This is a genomic window from Nitrospirota bacterium (genome assembly GCA_016180645.1).
Taxonomy (GTDB): Bacteria; JACPQY01; JACPQY01; order JACPQY01; family JACPQY01; genus JACPAV01.
The window spans coordinates 1-12,443 of sequence record JACPAV010000001.1 but is presented as its reverse complement, the minus strand read 5'-3'; the positions used below and the strand labels follow the sequence as shown (position 1 = coordinate 12,443).

At 60.8% G+C, this 12,443-nt stretch carries 9 protein-coding genes; all 9 read right to left on the bottom strand.

Going from position 1 to position 12,443, the window contains the following annotated elements:
* Positions 1 to 130 precede the first annotated feature (130 nt).
* A complete protein-coding gene (locus HYT87_00045; protein MBI2058136.1) occupies positions 131 to 1,456 on the bottom strand; it encodes a hypothetical protein in 1,326 nt (441 codons plus the stop codon).
* A 133-nt stretch (positions 1,457 to 1,589) separates the two neighbouring features.
* Positions 1,590 to 2,147, bottom strand: a complete 558-nt coding sequence (locus HYT87_00040) for a four helix bundle protein (protein MBI2058135.1) — start codon at positions 2,145 to 2,147, stop codon at positions 1,590 to 1,592.
* A complete protein-coding gene (locus tag HYT87_00035) occupies positions 2,045 to 2,461 on the bottom strand; it encodes a hypothetical protein (GenBank protein MBI2058134.1) in 417 nt (138 codons plus the stop codon). The genes HYT87_00040 and HYT87_00035 overlap by 103 nt, the downstream gene beginning before the upstream one ends.
* A gap of 237 nt (positions 2,462 to 2,698) precedes the next feature.
* Positions 2,699 to 3,943, bottom strand: a complete 1,245-nt coding sequence (locus tag HYT87_00030) for a TraB/VirB10 family protein (GenBank protein MBI2058133.1) — start codon at positions 3,941 to 3,943, stop codon at positions 2,699 to 2,701.
* Complete coding sequence (locus HYT87_00025) at positions 3,940 to 4,704, bottom strand: type-F conjugative transfer system secretin TraK (GenBank protein ID MBI2058132.1); 765 nt, start codon at positions 4,702 to 4,704, stop codon at positions 3,940 to 3,942. Before HYT87_00025 ends, HYT87_00030 begins: the two co-directional genes overlap by 4 nt.
* Before the next feature lie 94 nt (positions 4,705 to 4,798).
* Positions 4,799 to 5,935, bottom strand: a complete 1,137-nt coding sequence (locus HYT87_00020; protein ID MBI2058131.1) for a hypothetical protein — start codon at positions 5,933 to 5,935, stop codon at positions 4,799 to 4,801.
* 2 nt (positions 5,936 to 5,937) lie between these two features.
* A complete protein-coding gene (locus tag HYT87_00015; GenBank protein MBI2058130.1) occupies positions 5,938 to 7,122 on the bottom strand; it encodes a hypothetical protein in 1,185 nt (394 codons plus the stop codon).
* A gap of 36 nt (positions 7,123 to 7,158) precedes the next feature.
* The gene (locus HYT87_00010; protein ID MBI2058129.1) at positions 7,159 to 10,794 is read right to left on the bottom strand and encodes a hypothetical protein; all 3,636 of its coding nucleotides are present in this window, start codon (positions 10,792 to 10,794) and stop codon (positions 7,159 to 7,161) included.
* A 71-nt stretch (positions 10,795 to 10,865) separates the two neighbouring features.
* Positions 10,866 to 11,459 (bottom strand): hypothetical protein, encoded by a 594-nt coding sequence (locus tag HYT87_00005; protein MBI2058128.1) that lies wholly within the window; start codon positions 11,457 to 11,459, stop codon positions 10,866 to 10,868.
* Positions 11,460 to 12,443: the final 984 nt, after the last annotated feature.

The window sequence follows — 12,443 nt, the reverse complement described above, 5'->3', positions numbered from 1 at the left end:
ATTTCCCTGTCACTTCGTAGATCACCCTTGTCATCTCGATGCTCTTCCGCCAAACATCCAACCTCTTGTGAGGCCGTCCATCCTGGGGTTTCACATCACCCATCACTCTTCACCCATCTACTTCCCCGACTCACGGCTTCCGATTCGGCAGGACCCGGATGACGAAGATGGCTTCCTGGGTATGGCGTTTATCGCTGAGCCAGCCTTTTTCAACGGACGTGCCCACGCCGGTGGAGACGATCAGCGGTTGACCTATCTCCGCGCTCGCGGCGGTGGAGAAACTTTGAGTCACCTTGTCCGACAGGCCCCCGGCCGCTTCGATGACGACGGCGCTCGGATTCGCGTAGTCGCGGTGCGTGGTGAGCCGGAGTTCCCATCCCGCGCCCCCGGCGCCGGCGCCCGATGCAACCGCAAGTTGAACGGTCCAGCCGTTGAGCGTGAGGAATTCAGGCTTGGACAGGAGGCGGGCCTTCTCCGGGGCGAGGGCCTTCAGGAGCATCGCCACGGGATCACCTTTCTCCTGGGCAAGCTGAGCCGCGAGGGCGGCGGGACCCTCACCGGCGCCGGGCGCCGAGCCGAGCCGTTCTCCGACCTTGTCCCACCGTATGCCCTGTTCCCCTGGAGACGCGACGAGGATGGCCACCTCCACGAGCCAGGGCGTTCGGGCTTCATCGCTGAGCCGCGCGAAGTATCGCTCAAGACTCCTCATGTTCGTGTGCTCGTCGCGCACCATCACCGTCCCGTTGATGGGATCCACGAATACTTTGCCCTGCGGCGAGAGGAAGGACCGAATCGAGTTCTCCACTCCCGTCGCCGGGTCTTCGGCGTAGCGGATGAAGACGCCCGGATTTCCGTTTCCCGGCAGAGGCATTTGCCGCCTCGCCCAGATTTCCGGCAGATAGAATACTCGCTCCACATAGCGGAGCACCGTGACGGAGTGCCCGGAGAAATCGAACTCCGCGGCATACCCCGCCTGCGCGGCAAGATCTTCGGCAGCCATCTGGAACGCCAACTCCTCCACGTCGAGCGACACGGTCGCGTCCTGGCCCACGCCTTCCCCCCAGCGCACGCGCCACTCGGCCTGGGCCGCGAGGCGCTCCATGGCCATGCGGAGGGGGATACCGTTCGCTTTCAGTGAAACGGATGGCGTCGACCGCACCGTCTCCGCCTCCCGCCGGCTCGCCGACACGCGCTCCTCCGGCTCACGCTCCCCACCCCCTTCCCCTCTCCTCCCGCCTCCCGCTCCAAGCCCTTCCCCCTCCCGCCTCTCTCCTCCCGCCTCTCGCCCTTCCTGTTGCGCCACCTCCTGCAAAGCCGTCTTCTTCGCCTCGTCATCCATGGAGTAGCTTTCGCGCCGGCTCCCGCCGCACGAATGGGTGGTGAGTGGCAAGGTGCAAATCGTGAGTAGCAGGAGCCGGGAGGCAGATCCCGGCAGAATGTCCCACATCTGAAGCATGGCTCCCCCTTTCGGTTACATTACTTGTTTGTGAGGTGAGAAACGGGAGGCGAGAGGCGGTGGGACAAGGCCCGCATCACGAGAATCGAAAACCGGGAATCGTGAGCCCGAGCGGAAAGTCCAGGAAAACCCGTCACCCTGGATACCTCACGGCTTCTCTTGTTACGCCATCGGCCCGCCTATTCCTAGCATACCGGACAAGCCCAGACAGCATTCGCGCGACATCGTTGACCAAGTCGCGTGCCCATTGATTAACGAGGCCGAGGCGTTCGGCCAACTCGAATTGGGCCTCAAGTTCGCTCAGGGATCCCTGCGCGATATGGAGGAATTGCTCCAGCTCCTTGTTGGTCCGTCTTGCCGCCCCTTCGGCAAGGTTGCTGACGATGCTGACAGCCGCTCGCCGCATTTGTAGGACAAGCCCGTACTTTTCATCGGCTGGGAAACTGCGCGTAAGCTGGTAGACCTGTTCGGCAAGACCCATGGCCTTGTTCCAAATATCGAGCTTATGATGTGGCCGCTCGAATCGTCGCGTCGGGGTCACGGGTTCACGGTTCACGATTCCACTCCTCCCACCTCCCACCTCACGTCTTATTCGTTCTTCGGCTTGGATTCCGGGTGGAGCGGGAAGGGTGTCCCCTGTCCCCCGGTACGGGGCGAGGGAGCAGGGCTGTTCAAGATGTCCGGGTTCCATTCCCACGGCCGGATGACGATCTGGACCCAATGGCCATGCACAAAGACCTCATCTCCGATTTTCTGGTTGGCGAACCAAACCAGCATGGTTTCGGGCGGCGACATCACGGGGACGACCGGTTCCTCGTAACCGAGCGGCTGCTCACGCTTGAAATCCTGCTTGAGCACCTCGATCCCCTCGCGGGTGCCTTCGCCGAGGGCTTCCTGGTAGACGGCGAGGGTGCTCTTGCCCTTCGTCTTACCCGCACAGGCGGGCAAACTCATGAAGAGTGATGAGTGAAGGGTGATGAGAATGAAAAGTCGGACAGCCCTCATGTTCCTCCGCCCCCTCCCCGCCCGTTCCGCATCTCAACGTGGCGAATCAGACCGGAGAGCATCCTGCTGATATCGTCCAACAAAGGGTCAACGATTTCCCTGTCACTTCGTAGATCACCCTTGTCATCTCGATGCTCTTCCGCCAAACATCCAACCTCTTGTGAGGCCGTCCATCCTGGGGTTTCACATCACTCATGACTCTTCACCATTCACGCCTTCGGGGCTTCACGTCACCCATCACTCCTCACCCTTCACGCTCTCTATACCTGATAGAAGCGCATTCATCTCCGGGACATCCACCCCTTGCTCCAGAACAAGCGTGACCTGCGTTCCGGAGTGGACTTCGATCACCGGAAATAGACGCTGGATTTCCTGCCGGTAGAAATTGGTCACTTCCGCAAGCGCGGAGCCGAGTGCCTGGCTCATGCCAAATGTAAGCGTGCTGCCGGAAACAATGGTTCGCTCCGTCCCCTCGGCGGTGAGGACGCGTGTCACTTCGGACTGGCCAATGGCTTGAGAAAGGCCGGCGGTGAAGCCCGCCAGCACGGCCATTCCGAGTTTCCGTCCGCGCCGATCGTGGACCTTTCCTGGAATGCCAAGCTTGCCGTCCGGCCCCGAGACATAACCCTGCACGGCGCGGTCGAGCGTTCGTCCGCCCGGAAACACGCACGAAACAAGACTGACGGCGATTTTCACGCGCTCGGAGGAGAGATCGCCGTCTGCCCGCCCCAGCACCATGCAACCATCCATCGGCAGCGAGGTGGAGTTGGGGCCGAGGAACGAATCGCGCACGAGAAGAAGGACCGGCAGGCCCGGGCCTTGTGTTGAAGGAGGTGCTTCGACTCCATTCAGCAGTGTAGCCTTTACCATCGAGCCTGCCGGCAGGTAAAAGGGGGACTCTTGCGCGGCGCCGGCTCCGCCTCGAAGCGCGCCGGATTCCCGCGAACCGCGGTCGGTTGATTCGCTTTTCTTTTTGGGCGGTACGGTGATGAGTTGGAGTGGACCCGAGGCGGCTCGGCGGTCTCTTTCCGCGCCCGACCCGAATCCTCCGCTACGCAGGGAATCCAACTGGTCACCGATATTGGTAATCTGGGACTGTAGATTGTCCAGTTGCGTGCTGACCCCTGCATCCGTCGTGCCGTGTTCCTTCAAGGCCCGCAACTGGACCAGGACCTCGGCCTCGAACTTTTGCCGGTCGTTCTTCCACGCCTTCGTCTCGTCGATGAATTGCTGGACTTTCACATTGAAGTACTCCGGCGATACGGCCGGCATTTGAATGGACCCTCCCGCCTGGTTTGCGATCGCGCCGAGCGAAGCGGAAGGGATGAGCGCGGCCGACTTCGGTCCCGCGGGGGCCTTCGCTTCCTTGGGAAGACTCGCAACCACGAACATCAGCCCGATGACGACGATCGCCCCGATGGCGGCATAGAGCTTCCCGCCTTTGAGTCCACGCTTGTCCAGCCATTCTTTGATCTTGTTCATTTTCGAATCCCCGCCTTCGAAACGACAACGTACGCGATGGTCTTCTTCGGATTGCCCTTGAACGCCTCCACGGAATCCTTCGGTTCGGCAGGCGCCAGTTGCATGTCCGCCACCGATCCTGCGACGTAGCCTTTGAACGTGAACTCCTGGGGATTCACTCGGAGCGGACCGTTTGACATATTCTCGATCTCGTACACATAGCCGATCATGACACTTCCCTCATAAACACGGATGAGGCGGAACTGGAGGACCTTCGGCTCCTCGTAAAAAAGCTCCCCCTTTTTCTCGGTTACTTGGTAGCCCGCGACGGGCCGCTCCAGCCGCATCGCTTTCATAAGATCCAAGACAAGCCGGTTCGGCCCGGGCGCGACCGGCGCGGGGCGCCCTTCGGCCACTTCCAGGCTGATCTCCACGCTGTCGTCCTCCCTCTGTCCCTCCGCGGCCTCCTGGAGTTCGATCACGTAGCTGCGGCCGGCCGTATCCGTGGCGAAAAGCCGGGTGGGAGATAGCGAGGCCGTCGGCTTCACGTAAAGCCGTGCCCCGGTGAACTGGATCGAGAAGAGTTCGGCTTCAGGGTTGGAGAACTGACTGATATCGGAAGGGAAAATGACTTCCGTAGTCTGGCCTTGCCTGAGTTGGACGACCACCGTCCGCCCCGGAATCCACGGCACGGCGCGGATGGCATACGCGGGCGACGCGCAGAGCGCGAGGATGACGATTGAGCCGAGTGCTCCCCCGATTTTCATTCTCCCCCGTACCATGTTTTCTATCCCTGCACGCTTTCTATCACGCCTCCCATCGTGTTCGCAAGTGGGAATTCCCAATCACAGGCTTGGGGGGGGAATGCATTCCCCGCTATCCACCGGCTTTCCACCAAGCCACGAGTATGAGGGCGCCCGTCAGGCCGAGGCCCATCCATTCCAGCACCCGCGTGGTTCGCTTGCTCCTCACGCAACCTTCAAGGGTCTCAACATACCTCTTGTCCACCCCGCCTTTCACAAAATACGACTCGTGGGCGTGGAGAGGTTCCAGCAGCGCGTCCTGTGCGTCCAGAGCATCGAGCCGTTTGATGCACGCAAGTTCTTTCTGATGAAGCTTGAAAGCGGAGTAACCCGTAATCGTTCTCGCGGAAAGGAACCCGAGCGTGTAAATCCCCAGGTTCCAGAGCCCACCCGGAAGCAGGACGAAAAGGGGGGCCGCGACAAATGACTTGATGAACCCTTCGGTCACTTCGCCGTGGAGGCTTCCTGCTTCCTGAACGCCGATTTCATCTTTTGCCGGAATTTCACTCGCCAGGAGCCGTTGGAGGCGCTCGCTGGGCGCGGCGGGCGGCTGCTCCAAGAAGAGAGCGGCGGCAGAAACCCTTGACTCGGCTCGGCGCATGGAGAAGTAGCTCCTTGTTCCCTTGTCCTGCGCCGCGGCGACGCCGATTTCCGTGTTCAGGTTCTTGCAGTTCTTGTCGGCACCGCTGAGTCGGATCGACCGCCCGCCGACTTCGGTAACGGCGTCCGCGTACGTCGCGTCGGACAGTTTTTCGTGGACCGGCTTCGACATGCACTCGGTCGCGAAGGTTCGAACAGGCGTTGCAGTGGAGGACGTGAGTTCCCCGGCGAAATCGTCTCGGAGCCGACGGGCCAAGGGAAACTGCTCGGCCGAATCGAAGAACCCTGCGCTGATCTTGGCATCGCGGGCTTGGATCAGCCCCATGGGGAGACCATCCGCTACCTTGGCGATTTGCCCGAAGACGGCCGATCCGGCGGGCGAGCCGGCCTGCTCAGCCGCGACGGTGATGGCCACCGCAAAGGCGATGGTGAGGACCCTGTAGATGGCTTTCGGGTGGTTGCCTTGTGCCCAAGCGATCGCGGCGTACACGATCCAGAACATGCCGAGGGCGACGGCAATGGACATGATCGACCCGTGGAGAACAAAGTCCACCTGCCAATCCTTGCCTTCAACAATCGGTTGGAGATCGTAATCGGAAAAGGTGATCATGTTCACGGCACCACCGGCGTCTGAATGGCGTTCAGGAGCGGCCGGAGCCGGGCGGCGCGGGCCTCCTGGATGCTGCGAATCACGTCCTCGAACTTCGCGCCGGTTCGGATTTCCTCCTGTTCCCATCGGCTGATCTTCTTTTCGAGGCTGCCGTGCCACCAGGCGAGTTGGTCCCGCGCCAGGGGGTGGAGCGTCATGTCCGCCTGCGCGAGGGCGATCTGTGTCATGACGAAATCGACTTCGCGCTTCAGGGCCTCCCCGGCCAGTGCGGTCTTGAGGATTGCGCAGAGCGATGCGTCGCTGTAGGCCTCCTTGAGAACGGGCGCGGGGATGTCGATGCCGCTGGATGGCAGATTGGTGTCCCACACCAATGGGCTCGGCTGCAATTCGCAACTCCCGCCCAGTGCCGTACTGATCTGCTTCGACAACTCGACGTCTCTCCTGATCATGAATGGCTGGTAGTAAGCGTCATTCTGGAAGGCCATGTATTTGGAACCATCCTGTGCGGTCTTCTCCTTGTCGCCGAAGAACTGACGGATTCCTTCCTTTTCAATCCGCGCGTCCCCCACGTACGTCATCGCAAACGTGAGCGTAGCGCCCCCAAAGACCTGTCCCATAATGGACGAATCCGACAGGCCGGTCTTGTCCTTCACGAAGGCCGCCGCATCGGCTTGGTAACTCTTGAGGCACTCTTCACCAATGCGCGGACTGCTTGGAGTAATCGTTATGTCATTGCCGCCGGCGTCCTTGATCGTCAATCCCGCCGTCATGCACCGCCCGACGGCCTCGAAGCCGGGCCTGTCAAGTTCTCGCAACACACCCATCTGCGACCAGAACTCAAAAGTCCGGGTCATGTTTTGCAGGCGCTTGTCCAGGCTGATGTCGCGGGTGGCCATGGCCAATGGAGCCTCCGTTGCGTAGCGGTTCTGAAGATACTTCGAGGAAGGCATGTCCTCGCTCTTCATGAACAACTGTAGGGTTTCGTCTTCAACTTCCTGGTCGCCCGCACTGCCTTGCATGGTCGGCACCTTGAACAAGAGGAGCGGACCCGGCTTGAAGGGTGTCCGCTTGATCTCCGCCTGTTTTTCTACTGGCGGAGTGGCGGGTTGCTTTGTCTGCGCTCGCGCCACGGTCGATGCAACAAGCAGCAGAACGGCCAGTGATGCCCCCCCGATTTTCTTTCCCACGTTGTTGTTTCTCCTATCTTCCCTCCGCAGTGATCGCTACCATCTCCGATCACACATGGATTCGTCCCACCCTTCCCGGGGGGCCTTCTGCTTCTTCTCTCGGGCTTTCTCTTTGCAGGCATTGACGGCATCCTGCCATGCCTTGTTTACGGGAGAGCCGGACTCGGCTCTCTCCTTCCGATAGTCCTCGATTTCGAGCAGCCCGTACTTCTTCGGATCACGCGCGGTTTCGATCACGGTTCTGTGCTCATCCGTCGCCTTTTTCTCCAGTGCGTCCTTCGCCACGTTGTCATCCCCTCCCGCCGCGTCTTTCTCCTCCTGCCTGAGCGGCACGGTCTTCCTCACGAACCGCCCCATCGCGGCTGCGCCGCGCTTCTCACGCGGCTCGCCCGCCGACTCGCTCACCGCCTCGTTCCAGGCGGTCTTGACCACAGCCCCTTCCTTCATCCGCGCGTAGGACTCGATCGTGCCCAAGAAATCCCAGAGGCCGCTATCCTTGGCGACAGGCCCCCGGAAGGCGGGACCGGCTCCATCGGTTGAGAACGAACCTAGCCTGGAAAGAAGCTCCGAATTCCCCAACCCCGATGTCAGATTCTCCATCTCCGCCAGCATCCCGGTACCGGCACTCCCCACGCCCTGGGTCAGGCTGTCCAAGGCATCCCCCGCCTGGGCCAGAACCTTGTGCACGGGGTCCATCAGGTCGTACAGCTTCTGTTTGGAAAGGACCGACATGCCATTCGCCACGGCATCGAGACCATCGGCGGCGGTCTTGAAACCGGCGGCGAGTTGGGGACCGCGCCCCGGCAGGCTCGCGGCGCGATTCGCCATGTCCCGGAGGTCCCCCGACGCGTGACGAAGGGGGGCCGTGTCGATGAAAACTGCCGCGTACACTTGGTCCGCCAAAGTGCGGTCCAGGTTGCGGATCTTGTTGGGGAGAGTGCCGATGAGCTTCTGGAGATTCGCGGCCGTCTTCTGAAGCTCCTTCTGGTAGGCGGGCATGTTCTGCATGAGCCTCTGCATGTCCCCCATCCACCGTTCGAACTCGACCTTGAGCGAGGCGAAGGCCAGGATCGCCTCCACGGCCCTCTCGGGCTTGTCCATCTTCACGTCCGCCACGGCGCTGATCTTTCGCATGAGCCTCTCGCCGCCCTTGGCCAGCGCGTCGAAATCCTCGAACATCTTGGTGGAGAGGCCGAGGCCGCCGGAAATCAGGTTCTTTGCGTCCTGCTCGATGGGGGCGGCGAGGTCTTTCACCAGCTCGGGGCCGATGAGATGCTTCAGGCGGTTTGGAATCTCTCGGGCGCGGGAGGCGGTGAAATTGGCCGCGGTGAGATTGCTTTGAACGGAGTTGGCCTTGCCTTCCCACCAGGCGATCTCAGATTGCGGGAAGCCGGGGAGGGCGCGGACTTCCGCAACGGATGCCGTCAGCATCGCGTCCGGGTGCCGGAGGTTGTCGAGTGCGTTTATCACCGTAAAGAGGGCCGCGGTGTCGCCCCCGATCTTGAGATCGCCAAACATCCGGATCAGGCCCTCCGCGTCCCTAGGCGGGTTCGAGATCGTCCGCACGGCCATGCAGGCGTAGTCGCCGTAGGTGAGATACCGCTCGATCGTTTTCAGCTTCGTCTCGTACGTCCGAAGTGTGCTGCTGATGCTCTGCACGGGATCGTGAAGGGGACCCATCCGGCAGGCGGTGTCCGCCATGGTCGAAATGGGCGGCTTGAGGAGAATGGGCGGGATCTTCCCCTCGATGGAAGAGATCTTCGCGTTGACGGACTTCATCCCCGGGATATCGCCCGTGCCGTGACCGCACACCGAGAGTCCCGTGAGGGCCTTGGTCCCCTCAAGGGCCCTCCGCCCGATGTCCATCGAGCACTGCACGTCGTTGAATCCCTTCTGGATGTCCGCATCCACCTCGAAGACCGTCATCGCGAGCTGCGTCACCGCATTGATCGCCACTCCGCCGCCCTGCTTCATCATCTCGGACCCCAATTGCTCAAACAGTATCTTGAACATTTCCATGATGTCCTTCATCCACTGAATCGCCTGCTGGATCTTCTGGATGTAGTCGAGCACCCGCTTCACGTCCTCATACATCTGCTGGACCTGGGCGATGGTGGCGGAGATGGTGAGGATGTAGTCCATAGCTATGGCTGGAACCCCCATACCAGCGGTGATCGTCGCAAAAGCTGCGTCTTGCAGTAACCTCGCCGTGAGAGCAGCGACATTCTCGAGGTAGGTTTTCAGATCCACCAAGCACATTTTGCGGCGTTCATAGATAACGTAAAGCGCCCCTTCCGTCACATTCCCAGTCCAGTACTCCGGCCGGTTCCATTGTTGGGACTCCCATCCGATGGGCACACACGAGTTCCAGGTTCCTCCCCCTGCCTTGGTGTGGATAAGCTGAATCGAAACACCTCCCGGCTCGTCGTACTTCTTCGACAAAGCGGCGGGTGAGAGCGGATCGAATTCATCCGCCCCACGCCCATCGATCCAGCAACCGCCAAACTTCTTTGGATCGGAGGTCGGCCGCTTGGTGGCAAGACTGGCTCCCCTCAAGGCGAGGGCCGCGGCAGCAAACTTGGGATCGGCATGCGTCACCCACCCTGAACGATCATTTATATTCGCCCACGAGAAAAGGCCGGCTTGGTTGGTTCCTTCCCAAAATCGCATCCGATCCTCGGCCCGCCGTTGGATCAAGACGGGAGGCAGTTCATAATCCTCCTCGCCGATCGCGCCAACGCCTTCACCCACCACCTCGGCCACATTGCCAACGGCACTCCCCACAGCTTCCCCAACCCCCTCTGCCAGTTCCCCAACATCTTCAATCGCACCGCCCACCACGTCTCCGGCTTTGTCCAGTCCCACCGCTCCCAAACCCTTCCCTACGCCCCTACCAGCTTTCCCCAGTAACCCCCCGCTCTTGCCGCCGGCCTTGGCCATGGCGGCCTTCACGTCTTCCTTCCATTCGCACGGATATTCCTGCTTGCCTTTGCCCGGTTTCTCCACCCAGCACCGATGCGCCTTGGTCAGTTGGTACTCCGGAGTCGGCAGCCCGAGCTTCCAGCGAAACGGGTCGAACTCGGAGAGGTAACAGATATCTGGGGACAACCAGTTGGGATCCAAACCAATGTTCATCCCTATCCCATGAGTTGCCAAGCTCTTCACGATCTCCTTCATTACGCCACTGACCATCGCCCCGACGTCAAACGCCAATCTGTACACATGGACTTCGTAGTAGTTCATCCCACCGAACGACCCGCCTCGGCCCTTGAAATTGATGCCCAACGGCTTGAAGAACGGTTGGATTGCTTCTTCAACAACGCTGGTGAGCGGTTGAACAAAATCCTTGAATACATCTGGCGCAAGAACGCTGTCCCAACGCTCCGGAACGACCTCCACAAGATAGTAAGGAACGTTGTACTTGAGATAGATGCCGAAGCATGGGTTGGGATCGCCACCAAATGCCGTTGAAAACGCCGATGAGGCAACTGCTCCCGCCGGACCGGAGGATATCACGCCGACTGCCGCCGAGAATTCGGTCGCGTTGAAATCCGGCTTGATACCGCATGCACCCCCCCAATCGAGTGATTCTGAAACGACGTTCCAAAGCGCATCAATCGAAACCGTTTGCGCTTCAGCTCGCGGGGAAGGATCGAGAAAGACTACTGCCAAGATTACAGACCACTGCGTCAATCGCCTGTAGTGCATCACCTACTGCCTCCGCTCCCTCCGGACTGCCTCAACTACTGCATGCCCCGCTTGGGTGCCAGTACGGGGGTATCGCATCCCTCTTTCCTGTTCAGAACCATAGGTGCGCAATCTGAAACCGCCAAGAAATTCCAACGCAATGTCTCCTTTACTAGCGAGCCACAGAAACTCCTTGCGTCAGCCGCAGCCACACTTGTAGCACATGCCTCCGCAGCAGGCACTGGATCGAGGTAACAATCTTGTTCAAATGACGCTCCTTTGATTATTTGTAGGGCGACCTGAATTTGCTCCAGGTTGACCTTCGTGCAGTTCTCGACACTTCCATGTCCAGGGTAGGTGGCGAATTCCTTCGCATAGCAAGCCGAAGCAACGGAACACCTTTTTTCTTCAAGAACCGTTTGGGCGGCCCAAAGCCGCGTTCGTAGCTCGTCCTTCGAGGCGCCCCCGTCGGATTTCTTGTCGTCTCCGCAGCCGGGGAGCGTGACGAGTGATGCGTGAAGGGTGATGAGCAGCGCCGCGAGCGCGGCGCGCCGGGCGGCAGGCGTCAGGCGCCGGGCGGCTGCAAGAAGTGAGTGGTAAGTGGCAAGGGGTAAGGCGAGTTGCGGGAACCGGGAGCGCGTTTGTTTCATGGTTATGTGTCTCCTTTCATTGGGAATAGCACTCGGCTTTCAGCCTTCAGCCGTCAGCGTGAGAGCGCACCCTCACCCGGCTTTCCAGCCACCCTCTCCCGCCTGCGGGAGAGGGAAGGGTGAGGGGAAATTTTCCGGGGGAGGGGCCTTTCGGCCCTCTCCACCCGGTCCCCGTTCCTCGCACGAAATCGTAAGTCGTGAGCCGCATGTCGTGAGTCGTGAGTCGTAAGCCGTGAGCCGGAAGGCAAAAGGCGATAGAAACTTGCCGAGGGCCGGACCGTGCAGTCCAGCCCTCGGACTCCCTTGTGCCCACATGAGAACGCAAATTTGCCGGGGCCGGAGCTTTGCGGCCCCGAACCCCGGCGGCTCCCCCTTACTCGCATTTCTCGTGAGTCGGGAGCCGGCCGTTCCGGGCTTCCTGCCCTCCCACGGCACTTCCCCCGTCCTGGGGGTCGTAAGTCGTGAGGGGTGAGGCGACAAACAAAACTTGAGAAGGGGGGAATCCGCCATGCGGCGGACCCCCTCCATTCTCCCTGGTACCCACACAGCGCGGACGGCGACAGGCGGGGCGATGGGCGTGAGATTGCTTCGCTTCACTCGCAATGACATCCGTAGCACCTACCCCGCGCACCGCTTGGCCCGGCCCCCGGGAGACGTTTTGGGGACCGGGCGGCGGATCGTTGACTTGCCGGGGGTCCGCCACTGGACAGACGCACTCCGGACGGTTCGCTCCACCCACTCGCATGGAGCTTACGCAAGCGTTCAGCCCCATATGAATCCTCACCCTCAAGGGGTAGGAGGTAGGCGCAGGCTTTACGCCTGTGTCTGAAGACGCACCCATGAAGGCCATGTTCCATGCCGTGCCGTCCGTGGCATGGCGACATATCATGGCCCCATACCGTCCTCGGCAAGGGGGTGCGGCTACCACCCCTTCCCCCCTTGAGGGGGAAGGCCAGGATGGGGGGTTGAACGAGCACAAAAGGT